The following is a 16,719-nucleotide window of genomic DNA, read 5'->3' as shown; positions in this document are numbered from 1 at the left end:
GCAGCGCGGGGCGCTCTACGGGCGGTTGCGACAAGGGCACCCCGCGTCCTGTGTCACACCTTCAGGTACTTGCGCAACGTGATGAACGCTGCTGCCGCCGGCACCAGAACCCCCACCGCGAGGATCAACGGCAGCACCTTGATCACGGCGTCCCAGCCGATGAAGTTGATCAGCAGGATCTTCTCCTGGAGCCAGTTGTTGATCAGGAAGTACTTGCCGAACACGAGCAGCACGCAGGCGAAACCGGCGCCGATCAGGCCCGCGATGGCCGCCTCCAGGATGAACGGCATCTGGATGTAGAAGCTGGAGGCGCCGACCAGCCGCATGATGCCCGTCTCCCGGCGGCGGCTGAACGCCGAGACCCGCACCGTGTTGACGATCAACAGCAGCGCCACCACCAGCATCAGCGCCATCACGCACAGCGCCGCGATGTTCATGCCGTTGAGGAGGTTGAAGATGTTCTCCAGCAGACTGCGCTGGTCCTGCACCTCCTGCACGCCCTGTCTGCCGGAGAACGCCGTCTGGAGGACCTGGTACTTCGTGGGGTCCTTGAGCTTGACCCGATAGGACTCCTGCATCTGGTCCGCGGTCAGCGAGTCGGCCAGCGGGGAGTCCTTGAAGTCCTGCTTGTAGTGCTTGTACGCCTCGTCGGCGGACTCGAAGTAGATCTTCTCGACGACGTCGAGCTTCTCCAGGTCGGTCTTGATCTCCTGCTTCTGCTGCGAGGTGACGGCACCCTTGTCGCAGTTGGGGTCCGAGGAGGCGTCGTTCTTGTTGCACAGATAGATGGAGACCTGGACCTTGTCGTACCAGAATCCCTTCATCGTGCTGACCTGCTCACGGGCGAGCAGCGAGCCGCCCGCCAGCGCGAGCGACAGGGCGACGGAGACGATCACCGCGAAGGTCATCGTGAGATTGCGACGGAGACCGACGCTGATCTCCGACAGAACGAACTGGGCGCGCATGGCGTGCTTTCCTCGGCTTTCCTCAGTGCTGGTATCCGTAGACGCCGCGCGACTGGTCGCGCACGAGGCGGCCGGTCTCCAGCTCGACGACGCGCTTGCGCATCTGGTCGACGATCTGCTGATCGTGGGTGGCCATCACCACGGTGGTCCCCGTGCGGTTGATGCGGTCGAGCAGCTTCATGATGCCGACGGAGGTCTGCGGGTCCAGGTTGCCGGTCGGCTCGTCGGCGATCAGCAGCATGGGCCGGTTGGCGAACGCCCGGGCGATGGCCACGCGCTGCTGCTCACCGCCCGAGAGCTCACCCGGCATCCGCTCCTCCTTGCCGCCCAGTCCCACGAGGTCGAGGACTTCGGGCACCGTCTTGCGGATCTGGACCCGGGACTTGCCGATGACCTCCAGCGCGAACGCCACGTTCTCCCCGACCGTCTTGTTGCCCAGCAGCCGGAAGTCCTGGAAGACCGTGCCGAGCTGGCGCCGCATGTGCGGCACCTTCCAGTTCGACAGCCGTGCCAGGTCCTTGCCCAGCACGTGGACCTGGCCCGTGCTGGCGCGCTCCTCGCGCAGGATCAGCCGCAGGAAGGTGGACTTGCCGGAGCCGGAGGAGCCCACGAGGAAGACGAACTCACCGCGCTCGACCTCCAGCGAAACGTCGCGGAGCGCCGGGCGGTTCTGCTTGGGGTAGGACTTGGAGACGCTGTCGAATCGGATCACGGATACACCACGTCGGCCTGGGTAGGGGCAACGGAAGCCGCGGTGCGGCCCCTGGGGCACCTCCCGCGTTCAGCCGGGGGTGCGGTGTGGGCGACCATACGCGAAGCGTGGCGTGCCGTGCACGCGGCACCGGCGTACGCCACTCGCACCGGCGCCCCCTCACCGGTGCGTTCGCGCTCCACCTGCTTGTTTCTGCGGAAGCTGCCGTCACCTGGCAGAGTGGAGTAGAGCACCTATGGGGAACGAATCACGTACGGGTGGCGTTGGCGCGGCTGAGGAGGGATTCGCATGACATGCGACCGACTGGTGTGTGCCAACTGCGCGGGGCCCGTGAGCGAGGGCCGGTGCGCCGTGTGCCGCGCCCACCGCGAGCGCCTGCACCGCGAGTCCCCGCTCGCCAGCCTGTCCCCCGCCGCGCTGATCGCCTTGCTGGCGACGCTGATAGCCGTGGCGCTGGTGGCGCAGAAGGTCGCCACGGCCTGACGCGGCACGGGGCCGCCACCTGCTTCGAGCACCGCGCGGGCCCGAGCGGCACGCCGGTGCGGGTGCGACGACAGCGCGCCGGGCCCGGCGGCCCGAAGGCCCCCGAACCCGGCGCGATGCGTGTCTGCCGCTACGCGGCAGTCGTGCTGTTACGCAGCGGTACGACGGTTGACCATGCGCGGCATCAGGCGGAAGCCGATGCCACCGGCGATCATCGTCGCGGCGCCCACGAGGAGGAACGTCGTCTCGGTCGAACCGGTCTCGGCCAGCTCGTCCTTCGGCGCCTCGGGCTTGCTGTCCTGCACCGGCTGGCTGCCGGCGCTGTCCGGGTTGGCGCCGCCGCCCTGGCAGTTGACGTTGTCGCCGTCGAGCTCGCAGGTGTCGTCGTCGCCACCGCCGGAACCGCCGATGGTCGCGGGCTCCTCGCCGCCACCACCGTTGCCGCCGTTCCCGCCGTTGCCACCGTTCCCGCCGCCGTCGGCGTTGCCGCCGTTGCCGCCGTTCCCGTTGCCACCGTTGCCGTTGTCGCCGCCGCCGTTGTCGTCACCGCCGCCGGGGCCGCCGTTGCCGCCCGGGCCACCGTTGCCGCCGGGACCGCCGTCGTCACCGCCGCCGTCGTCGCCGCCGATGCCGCCGTCGTCGCCGCCACCGTTGTCACCGCCGCCGTTGTCGTCGCCGCCGATGACGGTGCCGCCGATGCCGCCGTCGTCACCACCGCCGTCGTCACCGCCGCCGTCGTCGCCACCGATGCCGCCGGAGTCGCCGCCGTCGTCACCACCGCTGTCCCCGCCGCCGATGAGGCCGCCGATGATGCCGCCGATGACACCGCCGTTGTCACCACCGCCGGAGCCGCCAGGGCCCTCGTCCGGCCCCGCCGCCTGAGCGGCGCCCGCCGCGGTCAGCGAGGCGCCGGCCGCGAACACGGTCGCCGCGGCTATGCGCGCGACCCGCAGCCGCGTCTTCGATTTGCTCATGTTCCAACTACCCCCAGTAGCTGTACTCGTCCATGGGGCAGCTGCGCGCGGAGCGCGTCCGCACCGGGCGTGCCGTCGAGGCGAACTGGTTCGTCCCCACCCCGGGCTCCCGCCGTTTGCTCACCGGGGCGCTTTCTTCACCCCGTACATGCGCCCCTGACACAGGCATGCCGAGCGAACAGCTTTCCCCAGCCTTCACACGCCCGTCAAGCGAAGACCGAATGAACCGGCTGACGGAACGTCAGTCCCGGGCCTGTTCCTGCTGCTTGCGCCAGCGGATTCCGGCCTCCAGGAAGCCGTCGAGGTCGCCGTCGAGAACGGACTGCGGGTTGCCGACCTCGTGTTCGGTGCGCAGGTCCTTGACCATCTGGTAGGGGTGCAGCACGTACGAACGCATCTGGCTGCCCCAGGAGTTGCCGCCGTCCCCCTTGAGGGCGTCCATCTTGGCCTGCTCCTCCTGGCGGCGGTGGGCCAGCAGACGGGCCTGCATGACGCGCATGGCGGCGGCGCGGTTTTGGATCTGCGACTTCTCGTTCTGGCAGGAGACGACGATGCCGGTGGGCAGGTGCGTCATCCGGACCGCCGAGTCGGTGGTGTTGACCGACTGGCCGCCCGGGCCCGAGGAGCGGAAGACGTCGATCCGCAGCTCGTTCTCGGGGATGTCGATGTGGTCGACCTGCTCGACCACCGGCAGCACCTCGACCCCGGCGAACGAGGTCTGACGGCGGCCCTGGTTGTCGAACGGGGAGATCCGCACCATGCGGTGCGTGCCCTGTTCGACGGAGAGCGTGCCGTAGGCGTAGGGGGCCTTCACCGTGAAGGTCGCGGACTTGATCCCGGCCTCCTCCGCGTAGGAGGTGTCGAAGACCTCGGTGGGGTAGCCGCGCCGCTCGGCCCAGCGCAGGTACATCCGCATCAGCTGCTCGGCGAAGTCGGCGGCGTCCACGCCGCCCGCCTCGGCCCGGACGCTGACGACCGCCTCACGCGGGTCGTACTCGCCCGACAGCAGGGTGCGGACCTCCAGCTCGTCCACCGTCTTGCGGACGGACTCCAGCTCGCCCTCGGCCTCGGCGCGCGCGTCGGCGTCGCCCTCGTCCTCGGCCAGCTCGAAGAGCACCCCCACGTCGTCGATGCGCCCGCGCAGCTCCTCGACCTTGCGCAGCTGCCCCTGGAGATAGGAGAGCCGACTGGTCACCTGCTGAGCGCGCTCGACGTCGTCCCACAGGTCGGGGGCCGCCGCCTGCTCCTCGAGCGCGGCGATGTCTGACCGCATCTTGCCCAGGTCAAGGACGGCCTCGATCGACTCCATGGTGGAGGAGAGGGACTTCAGCTCTTCGGATACATCGACGACTGCCACGCTCCCCACCCTAACGGCAAGCCGCCACCCCAGGCCTTAGCCCACTTGGGCGTCACGCTCCGCGTTCCGGTGTGCGGTCAGCGTGGTGACGAGGACGTCGCGGCGCGCCGGGTGGAGGCCGTCGGCGGGCCGCACCGGGTCGACCTCGTGCCAGGTGGCGCGGTCGTCGCCGAGCAGGAGGGTGCCGCGCTCGTGCAGCGTGGTGGCCAGCACGCGGGTGCCGTCCGGTGCGGTGACGGTGCTCTGGCCGCCGACCGCGTTCTCGCGGCCGATCATCAGCGACGTCACCAGCGTGACGCCGTCCCGGTGGCGGCCCTCGGGGGTGGGCTGCCCGTCGGCGTCGGCGGAGGCGACGACCCGGAACGGGTGCACCTTCACGCTCCACTCGTCGGCGTCGTGCAGGCAGGTCGCGAGCTGTCCGAGCATCCGGGTCAGCGACGTGAACAGGGGGTCGGTCACGAAGGCGTCGGTCAGCGGTGCGAAGTGGCGGTCCTCGCCGACGTGCAGCCGGTTGGTCTCCTCGGGCTGCGCGAAGGCCAGGTGCGGCATCGGGCGCAGCACTCCCGTGCGGTCGAGCAGGAAGTGCCCGTAGCGGCGCAGCCGTCGCGTGCCGTGCCGTGCGGCGTACCCGTCCGCCTCCAGGTCCTCCCAGTGGGAGGCGAAGCGGCGCCAGTCCGTCTCGTCCGCGCCCACGCACCGCGAGAGGGTGGCGGGCCGCATCACGTGGGCCCGCCGGGACAGCAGCGCCTGCCGGGCCTCGGCGACCTCGCCCGCGCTCTTCTCCGTCTGAGCACCCGCTATGTCCACCATGCGGCAATCCTCCTACGCGCCCGCCGGGTCCGCATCCGGGCTCTCGGCACCGGACCCCGCCAAAGCCGGGCCCGGCTCCGGCTGCAGCGGCGTCCGCAAACCCGAGGCGCCCGTACGCCACGCCTCCAGCAGCGCGGCACCCAGCCGCTCCTCCAGCAGGACGGTGGCGTCGGCGCCGAAGGCGATCTCCGGCTCCTGCGCGGGTTCGCTCGCCAGCAGGCCGCCGATCACCTCCCGGCGCACCACCTGCTCGTGCACGGCGTCGGCCTCCACGTGCTCGTCGTAGAACCGCTCCGCCGCCGCACCCGCCTCAAGCCTGCGCATCGCCGCCGCCAGCCGGCGGGAGCCCGGCGAAGAGGTGACCTCCACACAGGCGAAATGGCCCACCAGCGCGCCGCGCAGCGCCCTGTGCAGCCCGAACAGCGACATCAGGTTGACCAGGGCGAGGGCAGGGCCCGGCGCGGCGTCCAGGTAGCGCCCATAGGTGTCGTCCAGGTCCAGGTCGCGCATCAGGCCGGCGAACAGCCGGGCGTGCACGTCCTCGGCGCGGCCCGCGCCGAACTCGTCGTACTCGATGGCCACCATCGCGGCCTTCTCGGCGCCGGTCAGCCGCGGGATCACCCAGGCGTGCGGGTCGGCCTCCTTCAGGTGGTAGAGCGAGCGCAGCGCCGCGTACTCGCGCAGCTGCCACCGCTCGCCGTGGAACTGGAGGTGGTGGGCGACGCCGCCCTCATGACCGGCCGGCTCGACGGGCTCGACCAGGAGTTCACCGAAGGCCTCGTCCACGGTGCACCCCGCGGGCACGTCCCTGCGGAGGGCGGCCAGGAAGTGGTCCTCCAGCGCCCGGCGCACCCGCAGCAGCTCGGGATCCCACTCGCGGTCCTCGGCCACCTGGGCGAAGCCGCGGTAGTGCAGCTCGTAGAGCACGTAGAGGGCCAGGTGCAGATCCTCGCCGTACGGGTCGGCGGTCACCGCCCGGGCAGGGAGGTCGTCCAGGCGCCCGCTGCCGCCGCCCAGCGCCGCCAGGACGCCCGCTGACAGGGGACCGCGCGGCTCGGGCAGCGCGGGCCCGTGCGCGGGCGCGGTGGCGGGCGTGGCCGCCGCCGGGGGCGCGGCCGGTGCGGCGGCGGTGGGCCGCGCCGCCTGCCTGGTGGTCGCCGTCATGGGGGCGCTCCCGTCGTCTCGGCTTTCGGGCGTGCGCGGAACGGGCCGCGCGTGCCGCCGGACGGTGGTGCGGACGCGGTACGGCGTGCCCGGCCACCGGTCGGCGGTCAGTCGCCCGAGTACCCGGCCGCGGGTGCGGGCAACGACCCTGTTTCGTCCTGAGACGTGGCCAGCCAGCCGCCCACGGCGAGCGCCGCGGCCACCAGCGCGGCCACAACGCCTATCTTGAGCCGCCGCCGGCGTTCGGCAACCCGGTGGCGCTTCGCGGAGCCGGCCCGCGCCTCCCCCACCGGACGGGGCGCGCGAGCGGTGCCGTGCGCCCCGCCGGCCAGTTCGTCCGCCGCCGGCACGCGCATGCTCGTGTGGGTGTCCCGGTTGGCGTCAGGGCCCACCCGCGAGTGCACGAGCGGCACCGCGCCGCCGCTCGCCGCGGCCTGGGCCGCACCCGTGGCGGGCCCGGACGCCGCGCCCTCGCCGTCGGCCTCGGCCGCCTCGTCGTGCCCGTAGCCGTCCTCGACGTGCTCGTCGATGTCGAGCGGCGGCAGCCCCTCCAGCGAGGGCAGCAGCTCCCGCAGCCGGGTCGCCAGCTCCACGGCCCGCAGCCGGGAGGCCGGAGCCTTGGCCAGACACTGGTGGACGAGCTGCCACAGCTCGTCCGGGATGCCCGGCAGCGGCGCGACGGACTCCGTCACGTGGCGCCGCAGCACCGCGCCCGGGTGCCCGCCGCCGAACGGGGTGAAGCCCGCCATCAGCTCGTAGAGCACGGTGGCCAGCGCGTAGATGTCGACGGCGGCGCGCGGCGGCAGCCCCTCCACGATCTCGGGCGCCAGGTAGTCGGGCGTCCCGATGATGGAGGTGGCGCGGGTACGGCTGGGCGAGTCGATGAGCTTGGCCACACCGAAGTCGGTCAGCAGCGCGGGCGGCGCCCCGCCGGGCCCCTCCAGCGAGAGGGCGTCCAGCAGGACGTTCTCCGGCTTCACGTCCCGGTGCACAAGACCCGCGGCGTGCGCGGCCGCCAGCCCGTCCGCGACGTCCGCCGCGATGGCGGCGGCCGCCTCGGGTGCGAGGCGGCGGTCCCGCTCCAGGCGGGTCCGCAGGTCGGTGCCGCGCACCAGGTCCATGACCAGGGCCAGCTCGTTCCCGTCCACCACCAGATCGCGGACACCGACGACGCGGGGATGGTCGAGGTGGAGCAGGGCGCTGCGCTCCTGCACGAACCGCTCGACCAGGTCCTGGTCGGCGGCCAGGTCCTCGCGCAGCAACTTGATGGCGACAGGACCCTCGGGTCCGTCGCCGAGCCACACCGTTCCCGCGCTGCCGCGCCCGAGGATCTGGTGTGCCGTGTAGCGACTGCCGATCTTCCTTGCCATGGCGACAAAGCTACGCGGCACGGCGGGCCTTGGGAGCCCCGGATACCGGTAACTGTCACTTCTGCGGGGGAAATCCCCCTTTGGAAGTCGACAAATCCCCAAGGTCGGCGGACGGCTGACGGGCCGTCCCGTCAGCCGTTGAACTTCGAGAAGAAGTCCCCTATCTGGTCGAAGACGTCCCTGGCCGACTCCCAGAAGCTCTTGCCCTGCGCCCACCACTCCGGCACCGGCGTGAAGTTCCAGATCAGCACGCCCGCCACCACCAGTATGACGATCATGAACAGGCAGCCCTTGAGGCAGCCGAGCCCCGGAATCCGCATCGGGTTCGCGCTGCGCTGCCGCGGCTCCCGCTGCGGCCTGGGCTCACGCGGCGGACGCGGCTCCCGCTGCGGCCTCGGCTCGCGGCGCCGCGAGGGCTGCGGCTCGTACCGCTGCGGAGGCTGCTGCGGCTGCTGCCGGGGCCCGGGGTGCTGCTGCCCGCCGTACTGCTGCGGAGGCTGCTGCCCATACCCCTGCTGGCCATAGCCCTGCTGGCCATAGCCCTGCTGCCCGTACGGGGCCGGGGGCGGCTGCGGGGCCTGGCGCTGCGGGCGGCGGCGCAGCGGGTCCATGCTCGGATCCAGCGGCTGGAACTGCGTCTGCTCGTTGCGGTCCCGCGCGGCGCGCAGCTGGTTCTCCCACGGGTGCGGCCCGTCCTGCTGCGGCGATTGCCCCTGCGGGGGGTTGCCGGGAACGGGAGGCATCACCTGCGTCGGATCGGCGTGCGGACCCTGCCCTCCCGGACCGCCGGGGCCGCCCGTCTGCGGCAGCACGTTCGTCTCCGCCGACGGGTCGTACTGCCCGCCGGGCCCCGCACCGGACCCCGCACCGTGCGGAAGGACCTGCGTCGGGTCGGAGTCGCCCGCGCCCGGGGCGCCGCCGGCGAGCGAACCGGACTCCGGCACCGGCGCGGGCGTCGGATCGGGCACCAGCAGCGCGCCCACACCCAGCGCGGCACCGGCCGCCTGCGGAGTGGCCTGGGCACCGATGCCGTCGGCGACCGTCCGCAGCCCCCGCGCGAGATTGACGGCACTGGGCCGCTCGTCCGGGTTCTTGCGCAGACAGCGCTCGATGACCGTCCACAGCGGATTCGGAATGTTCGCGGGACGCTCGGGATCCTGCGCCAGATGCTGGTGCAGCACCGCGAGCGCGTTGTCGCCGCTGAACGGCGGACGCCCGGTGACCAGCTCGTACAGCACGATCCCCGCGCCGTAGATGTCCACAGCCGACGTCTGCGGCCGGCCCTCGGCCGACTCGGGCGCCACGTAGGCGGGGGTGCCCACGAACTCCTGGGTACGGGTCAGCCCCGGCGAGTCCGCCAGGCGCGCGATACCGAAGTCGGTCAGCATCGGACGCATGCCGTTCTCGTCCTCGGTGAGCAGCACGTTCGCGGGCTTGAGATCCCGGTGCACCACCCCGTCCGCATGGCTCGCCGCCAGCGCGTCGGCCACCTGCGCGGTGACCAGACACGCCGCGATGGGCGAGAACGGGCCGTTCTCGCGCAGATAGCGATGCAGGTCAGGGCCCTCGATGAGATCCATCACGAGCGCCAGGAGATCGCCCTCGACCACGAGATCGCGGGTTCTGACGATGTTGTGGTGCGTCAGCCGCAGGAGAACGGAGCGCTCCCGCAGGAACCGCATCACCACGTCCGGGTCGCCCGCCAGCTCCTCCTTGAGGACCTTGATCGCGACGGTCTCGCCGGGCTGCCCGGCCACCGCCGCCTCGGAGCCCGCCGTCTCATTCCCCCTAGCTCCTCCGACAAGCTCCGGAGCAGGGGGTGCCCCCACGCGGGCCCGCCAGACGGTGCCCGTGGCGCCGCGCCCCAGCGGCTCTTCGAGCAGGTACTTGCTGCCTACCGGCCGCACGTCATGCGCTCCCTGGTCTCGTACTGCTATCCCGCCCACAATAGTGCCGCCCCGCAAGGCGGGGCCGGGCCCGCGGACGTTCCCCCGCGCAGACCCGCGCCCCGCGGCTCCGGGGCGCTCGGCGGCTCCCTGCTGAGACGCACTGAGCGGGGGGATGGTTGCGGCGCCACGCACACCCGGACAAGATCGTTCCGCCCGGCCTGATCATGAAGTGGCCAGGACGGGCCCCGTTGTCGGCGGCGAGTGCGAGTATGCATGCGAGAACCGGCCGGACGCACCGCAGGCGGACGATGCGGAACGGCGCGGTGGACGGCACACGGCGGCGCGGCGGCCCGGGCGGTGGACGGCGCGCGGCGGTGCGGCGGACGGCGCGGCAGGACGGAGAACGGAAGAAACGGAAGAACGGCGGCGCGGCGGACCGCGGGCAGGACGCGGGACGGACGTTGCCGCGAAGGGTGTCGTGGACCGCGGGCAGACGCGGTGCGGGCTAGGGACAGAATGACGCGGGCCGACCGCGGGCAGGACGACGCGGACGGACCGCTCAGAAGGATGCGGACGGGACCTGGAGGGGCAGATGCAGATCCGGCTGACTGTCGCCCTGGCGCCACGCGGCGCACGCAGCGCGGGAGGCTCGGGCGGCACGGCGGGCGCCGGTGGTTCCGGCACGCCGCAGACCCACCCCGTCGGGTCTGCGAACGTGCTGGTCACCGCCCCGGCCGGCACGGTGCTCTCCGCGGTGACGGGGGCGCTGGCGACCTCGACAGCGGCGGCGCTGGCCGGCTCGGCGGCTCCGGGCGACACGGACACCTCGGGGTCCACGAGTGCTTCGAGGCCCCCGGGCACCCCACGCGCCACGGGGCACGAGCCGGCGCCCGTGGGCGGTAAGTCCGGGGGCGAGGACGGGCCGCAGGAACCCGTCGTCGTCTACGCCGGCACGCGGCGCCTCGACCCGCACCGTCAGATCATCGGCGAGCCGCCCCTGCTGGACGGCGCGCTCGTCTCGCTCCACGCACCGGTCGCGCCCGCCACCCTGCCCGCGCACGGCGCCGCTCTCACGGCCCTGCGGGCGTACGGCTCGGCCAAGGCCAGGCTGCACGTCGTGGCGGGCCCCGACGCGGGCGGCATCCACCTCCTCCAGGGCGGGAAGGTCCTGCTGGGGCGCTCGGCCGAGGCGGACGTCCCCCTGGACGACCCGGACGTCTCCCGGCTGCACTGCGCGGTGACGGTCACCGACGGCGGCGCGGTCACCGTCACCGACCTCGGCTCCACCAACGGCACCACCCTGGACGGCGCGCCGGTCGGCACCCAGCCGGCCCTCTTCCCTCCCGGCGCGACACTCCGCCTCGGTGAGACGTCCCTGCGGCTGGAGGCGGCGGGCTCCGGCGCCCCCGCCGAGCAGAGCAGCGCCGCGTCCCTGCCCCCGCTCGCGCTGCCCACCGTCCCCGACGGGGAGGGCAGGCTCCGCCTGGCGCGCCAGGACGACTCCGCCTCCGCCGAGGGCCCCGGCCCGCGGGCCGACCCCCGCCCGGCCACCGGCCCCTACACAAGCGCCACCGGTCCGTACGGGGACGCCACCGGTCCGTACGGGGACGCGCGTGGGCAGCGCGGCGGCGGTGGGTTCGGCCACGAGGCGGCCGAGCGGGGCCCCGAAGGGCACGCGTACACGCCGGGCGGTCCCTTCCCCGGCGGTGGTGCCGGTGCCGGTACGCGTGCCGGTACCGAGGAGACCCACGGTTTCGGCGTCGCCCCTCCGCCGGGGCTCGGCGCGCGGGACGCGAGCGCTCGGAAAGGCAAGGGGCTCGGCGCCTGGGCGCGCCGGTTCGCGGGCGGCCGCGCGGAACCGGCCCAGGGCCCCGACCCGAGCGAGGCCGGGGTCGCGGGCGGCCCCTCCCTGGTCAGCGAGCCGCCGCCCACGCCAGACCCCCGCGAAGGGCTGCCCAGCGGGCCCACCCGGTACGGCTCCGGCACCGCCGACGGTCTCGCCGCGCACCCGCAGGAGCCGGGCGCGTGGGGCGCGGCCGGGCCCAGGCTCACGCCGCACGAGTGGGAGGCACGCTGGCCGGACCCGGCGGCGGTGCTGCTGAACGCGCTGGGCCCGGGGCCCCGCCTGTGGGAGCGCGCCCCGGGCCACCCCGACGCCCTCACGGTGCGCCTCGGCGTCAGCCACCGCGGCGGCGGACACGGCGACCCGGTCACCGTGGACCTGCGGCAGGCACGATCCCTCGGGCTGGCAGGACCGCGGGCGCGGCTGGCGGGACTGGCCCGGGCGGTGCTCGCCCAGCTGGCCGCCCTGCACGGGCCGAGCGCCCTGGAGATCGTCGTGCTGTCCGCCGACCGTACGCGCGACGCCGAGACCCGGCGGCAGGAGTGGTCGTGGCTGGGCTGGCTGCCGCACCTGCGCCCGGCGCACGGCCAGGACTGCGGCCTGCTGACGGCGTACGACCGCGAACAGGCCGCGGCACGCACCGCCGAGCTCATCCGGCGCCTCGACGCCGCCGGCATCGCACCCGCTGTTCCCGTCAGCCCGGAAGCCGTCTCGCCGGAGGCCGCCGCCGGGGATGCCGCCCCCCAGGGCGGTGGCGGTCTGCCCGGCGGGCCGCGGGAAGGCCACGCGGCGTCGCCTCGCGACGCCCGGGTGGGCCCCGCCGTCGTCGTGGTGGTGGACGGGGACCCCGGCTCGGCGGCTCTGCGCGCGAGTGTGGAGCGGCTGGCGCGGGAGGGCGCGGCTGCGGGCATCCACCTGATCTGCCTCGCCGAGACACCGGCGGCCAGCCCCTCCTCGCCGGTGACGGCCACGGTCGAGGCGGCGAACGCGGTGTGCCCGGTCTTCCCCGAGTGCGGCACGGTCGCGCTGCTGAGCGGCGACGTCGCCACGGCCGTCCGCGTGCTGCACCGCGCGCCCGGCCACACCGGTCCGACGGGGCGCCCGGAGCACCAGGGCCGTCCCGCAGCGCCGGGCCACCCGGCGGCGCCCGGCGGCGCCGCGCCCGGACACACCTTCACGGCGGCGGACGGTGCGGGCGGTCCCGTCGCGACCGTCGACGCCGTCTCGCTCGCCTGGGCCGAACGGTTCGCACGGGCTCTGGCCCCCCTCAGGGAACCGGACGACGCGGCGGCCCGCGCGGGCCTCACCCGACCCACCGTGACCCTGCCCGAACAGTGCCGGCTGCTGGACGAGCTGGGCCTGGCCCGCGCCACCCCCGCCGCGCTCCTGGCCCGCTGGTCGGAACGGCTCAGCACCCCCGCGGGACGTGCCCCTCTCGTCTTCGGCGCGGGGCCCCACGGCCCCTTGGAGGCCGACCTCGCCCACCTCGGCGACCGGGCGGGACCGGCCGGGGAGCCGGCGGCAGGGATGCCGACGACAGCGGCGGCGCAGGCGGCGGAGGCCGGCGTCGAAGCCGCCCCCGCGGGGGGCCACGCCCTGATCAGCGGAGGCGCCGGGGCCGGGAAGACGGAGCTGCTGCGCTCGCTGTCGGCCTCGCTCGCCGCCGGGGAGCGGCCCGACAGGCTCGCTCTCGTCCTCGTGGACGGCGCGGGGGCCGGCTCCGGCGAGGGCCTGCGCGCCTGCACGGACCTGCCCCACGTCACCGAACACCTGGTGGCGGGCGATCCGGTGCGCATGCGGCAGTTCGCACAGGCGCTGAGCGCCGAGGTGAAGCGGCGCGCGGAGCTCATCGGGGACGACAGCAGCTACGACGCGTACGTGCGGCTGGCCGCCAGGCCCGGCGGCCGCGTGGTGGCCCCCCGCCAGGCGCCGGAACGGGCGGCGACACCCGCCGCCGGTGGGAGCTCCCGCGCCGGGACGGCATCAGCCCCCGTATCCGCCTCCTCGGGTGAGTCCTCGTCCGCCGGAGCCGAAGTGCAGGTGCCGGCCCCCGCTCAGGCGCCGGACGAGCGGACGGCGGTGGCCGCCGGGCAACCCGCCCGACAGGCCCAGGGCCTTGGGGGCCTTGGACCGCGCGGGTCAGGTGGCGGGCAGGACGGCGGCCCCGCCGAAGGCGCGGGCGGTTTCGGCGGCTCCGGTGGCGCGCCCGGCACGTACGCCGCGTCCCGCCCGTCCGCCGAGAGGTCCGGCACGTGGCGGGAGACGCTTCCGTCCCAGGCCACGCAGTCTCAGGACCCGGCCGACGGGGCCGGTGACGCCTCGCCCGGCGGCGCCCCCCGTGCGGGCGCCCCGGCCCCGGCCGGCGGCCACCCGGGCGCTCCGCCAGGCAGCCAGGCTCCCGGCAGCCAGGTGACCGGGGGCCAAGCCGCCGGCGGCCAGGACGAGCGCGCAGGTGGCGAGTCGGCCGGTGCGCTCGAGTCGGACCGGACACAGCGCACCCTGCGGCTGCGTCAGGTGAGCGGCGAGCGGGGAGGCGGCGAGCGGGCCGGGACGGCCGAGGCCGCGAGCGCGCTCGCCGCTCCCTCACCCCTGGGTCCCAACGGCGTGCCGCCCCGCCTCGTCGTGCTCGTCGACGACTTCGACACGCTGGTCGACCCGGCCCTGGGCAACCCCGGCCGTCCGGCGGCCGGTTCGGTCGTGCGCGCGCTGGAGGCCGTGGTCAGGTCGGGAGCGCGGTTGGGCGTGCACGTCGTCGCGGCGACCGGACGCCCCGACCGGACGGCGGCCACCCTCCTGGCACAACAGGCGGCGCTGCACGCGCGGTTGACCGGCGGCGAGTCCGGGCCGGCGGCCGCACCACCCGGGCGCGGCACTCTGGTCGTGCGACGGCCCCGAGGAGGCCGGGGGGCGGGGGACACCGAAACCGTCGAGGCCGCCGCCCCCGTCGCCTTCCAGGCGGGGCGGGTGACGGGACGCATCCCGCGGACGGCGACGGTACGGCCGACCGTGGTGCCGTTGGACTGGGCCCGGGCCGGTGATCCGCCCGCGCGGCGGCAGGTGCGCGAGCTCGGCAACGGGCCGACGGACCTGGCGCTCCTCGCCAGCGCCATGGAGCGCGCCGCCCAGCAGGCGGCCCGCGCGCGGTAGAGGCCACGGGGCCCGCCGGCGGGCGGGCCCCCGCAGCGACCGGCCGCGTGCGCGCCGTCCACCCACGGTGAGCGCCGGATGTGCGCGCGCCACGGGTGCTGGGGCGTGCCCTCATGACCGCGGCCTCACCGCAGTGCCACGGCAGCCATGAGTCCACAGCCGTGCTCGCGTCGGGCGACGGGAGGGGTCGGGACGGGCCTGCCGAGGGGCGCGCGCCCCGGTAGCGGCGGGGAGGCCGCGCGCCCGCCGAGAGGGCTCGGGCGCCGCCTGAGGGAGAGCGTCCGCGCACGGCCGCGAAGTGTGCGCGCCCTCCGTACGGGTGACTCAACTGCCCCGTGGCTCCCAGGAGTTCGCAGAGGGCGGCGCGTTGTTGCGGGGCGGCAGGTCACGGACTGATCAAGATACCGGCGGGGGTCCGCACAGTGTTGCCACGGGTACTCATCCGGGCGTACAAACTTCCGCACAGAAAGGTACGGCGCGGTACCCGCCACGGCTGGCCGCGCCCTGCTCGTTTCCCGTTCGGCCGACACGGGACGGGATACATGGGGGAAAGGGACGGCCTGAACATGCGTCACTCGCGTGCTCCACGCACGGCTCTCGCACTCGCCTCCGTCATCGCCCTCACACTCGCCGCCGCGGGCTGTGCCAAGGAGGACGAGGGAAGCGCGTGGGCGGCCTCGCACGAACCGACCGTCGACCTTCCCGATCTCCACGGCAAGAAGCTCCAAGTGGCGGCCGTGTGGACCGGTGCGGAACAGGAGAACTTCCGCAAGGTGCTGGACGAGTTCGAAAAGCGCACAGGCGCGACGGTGGAGTTCGTCCCCACCGGCGACAACGTGGCCACCTACATCGGCTCCAAGATCGAGGGTGGCGCCCCGCCGGACGTGGCGATGATGCCGCAGGTGGGCGTCTTGCGGCAGTTCGCCGAGAAGGGCTGGCTCAAACCGCTGGGCAAGGAGGCGCTGGCCGAGTCGGAGAAGAACTTCAGCAAGGGCTGGCGCGACCTCGGCAGCGTCGACGGCAAGCAGTACGGCATCTACTACAAGGCCGCCAACAAGTCCCTGATCTGGTACAACGCCCAGGCGTTCGCGGACGCGGGGGTGGGTGAGGCCGAGGACTGGGACGCCTTCGTCCAGGACGCGCAGACCCTCTCCGACTCCGGTGTCGACCCGGTGGCGATCGGCGGCGCCGACGGCTGGGTGCTCACCGACTGGTTCGAGAACATCTACCTCTCCCAGGCGGGCCCCGAGAAGTACGACAAGCTCGCCTCGCACGACATCGAGTGGACGGACCCCTCGGTCACCAAGGCGCTCAAGACGCTGGCCCAGCTGTGGGGCGAGAGCCACCTGCTGGCGGGCGGCAACAAGGGCGCGCTGCAAACGGCCTTCCCCGACTCGGTCTCCAAGCCGTACGGGAACCTGGCCTCGCCCCAGGCCGCGCTCGTCTTCGAGGCGGACTTCGTGGGCGTCAACATCGCGACCGACACGAAGGCCCGCATCGGCGAGGACGCACAGGTCTACCCCTTCCCGAAGGTCGGCGCCCAGCCTCCGGTGGTGACCGGAGGCGACGCGGCGGCCGTACTCAAGGACAGCAAGGGGGCGCAGGCGCTGGCCACGTTCCTGGCCTCCAAGGACGCTGCGGGCATCTGGGCGGCCGAGGGCGGTTTCATCTCCCCCAACAAGGAGCTGGACCTGTCGGCCTACCCGAACCAGCCGCAGCGGGAGATCGCCAAGGCGCTCATCGGCGCGGGCGACGACTTCCGCTTCGACATGTCCGACCAGGCCCCCGCCTCCTTCGGCGGGACCAAGGGCGAGGGCGAGTGGAAGGCCCTCCAGGACTTCCTGGCGAACCCGAAGGACATCAAGGGCACCCAGCGCGCACTGGAGAAGGCCGCCGCCAAGGCGTACGAGGAGTGAACCGCGCCGTGACCACACCCGCCGCGACCCGTACCGACTCCGCGCGCCGCACGCTCCGCACGTGCCGCGGCGCCCGCCGTACGGCTTCC

The 16,719-nt window shown here is 74.0% G+C and carries 11 protein-coding genes; 3 read left to right on the top strand and 8 right to left on the bottom strand.

Annotated elements, in window-relative coordinates:
- Nucleotides 1–53: 53 nt before the first annotated feature.
- Together ftsX and ftsE are read right to left on the bottom strand one after the other, a co-directional pair.
- Entirely contained in the window at nt 54–965 is a 912-nt protein-coding gene (gene ftsX, locus DTL70_RS28935) for a permease-like cell division protein FtsX (RefSeq protein WP_114024962.1), read from the bottom strand.
- A 22-nt stretch (nt 966–987) separates the two neighbouring features.
- Nucleotides 988–1,677, bottom strand: coding sequence for a cell division ATP-binding protein FtsE (ftsE, locus tag DTL70_RS28930; protein WP_114024961.1), 690 nt, complete (start codon nt 1,675–1,677; stop codon nt 988–990).
- Between the two features lie 288 nt (nt 1,678–1,965).
- Between ftsE and DTL70_RS28925 the strand changes: the two genes are divergently transcribed.
- Complete coding sequence (locus DTL70_RS28925) at nt 1,966–2,160, top strand: hypothetical protein (RefSeq protein ID WP_114024960.1); 195 nt, start codon at nt 1,966–1,968, stop codon at nt 2,158–2,160.
- A 149-nt stretch (nt 2,161–2,309) separates the two neighbouring features.
- Here the strand turns inward: DTL70_RS28925 and DTL70_RS28920 are convergent, their stop codons facing one another.
- The 6 genes from DTL70_RS28920 to DTL70_RS28895 all read right to left on the bottom strand — a co-directional run bounded on the left by DTL70_RS28920 (nt 2,310) and on the right by DTL70_RS28895 (nt 9,742).
- Nucleotides 2,310–3,134: an LPXTG cell wall anchor domain-containing protein gene (locus DTL70_RS28920; RefSeq protein WP_114024959.1), complete on the bottom strand. Its 825-nt coding sequence runs from the start codon at nt 3,132–3,134 to the stop codon at nt 2,310–2,312.
- 241 nt (nt 3,135–3,375) lie between these two features.
- Nucleotides 3,376–4,491 (bottom strand): peptide chain release factor 2, encoded by a 1,116-nt coding sequence (prfB, locus tag DTL70_RS28915; RefSeq protein WP_114024958.1) that lies wholly within the window; start codon nt 4,489–4,491, stop codon nt 3,376–3,378.
- A 36-nt stretch (nt 4,492–4,527) separates the two neighbouring features.
- Entirely contained in the window at nt 4,528–5,301 is a 774-nt protein-coding gene (locus DTL70_RS28910; protein WP_114024957.1) for a 2OG-Fe dioxygenase family protein, read from the bottom strand.
- 12 nt (nt 5,302–5,313) lie between these two features.
- Entirely contained in the window at nt 5,314–6,465 is a 1,152-nt protein-coding gene (locus DTL70_RS28905) for an iron-containing redox enzyme family protein (RefSeq protein WP_114024956.1), read from the bottom strand.
- Nucleotides 6,466–6,572: 107 nt separating this feature from the next.
- Nucleotides 6,573–7,835 carry a serine/threonine-protein kinase gene (locus tag DTL70_RS28900; RefSeq protein WP_114024955.1) on the bottom strand — a complete coding sequence of 421 codons (1,263 nt, stop codon included), beginning with the start codon at nt 7,833–7,835 and terminating at the stop codon, nt 6,573–6,575.
- Nucleotides 7,836–7,966: 131 nt separating this feature from the next.
- Entirely contained in the window at nt 7,967–9,742 is a 1,776-nt protein-coding gene (locus DTL70_RS28895; RefSeq protein WP_114024954.1) for a serine/threonine-protein kinase, read from the bottom strand.
- A gap of 574 nt (nt 9,743–10,316) precedes the next feature.
- Between DTL70_RS28895 and DTL70_RS33935 the strand changes: the two genes are divergently transcribed.
- Together DTL70_RS33935 and DTL70_RS28875 are read left to right on the top strand one after the other, a co-directional pair.
- On the top strand, nt 10,317–14,714 hold the full coding sequence (locus tag DTL70_RS33935; RefSeq protein ID WP_220183667.1) for an FtsK/SpoIIIE domain-containing protein: 4,398 nt from the start codon (nt 10,317–10,319) through the stop codon (nt 14,712–14,714).
- A 566-nt stretch (nt 14,715–15,280) separates the two neighbouring features.
- Nucleotides 15,281–16,630: an ABC transporter substrate-binding protein gene (locus DTL70_RS28875; protein WP_114025036.1), complete on the top strand. Its 1,350-nt coding sequence runs from the start codon at nt 15,281–15,283 to the stop codon at nt 16,628–16,630.
- The last annotated feature ends 89 nt before the right edge of the window (nt 16,631–16,719 follow it).

The sequence above is a fragment of the Streptomyces diacarni genome (assembly GCF_003323715.1).
GTDB classification, from domain to species: Bacteria; Actinomycetota; Actinomycetes; order Streptomycetales; family Streptomycetaceae; genus Streptomyces; species Streptomyces diacarni.
The sequence above is the reverse complement of the archived record's forward strand: the minus strand, read 5'-3'. Positions and strand labels throughout refer to the sequence as shown.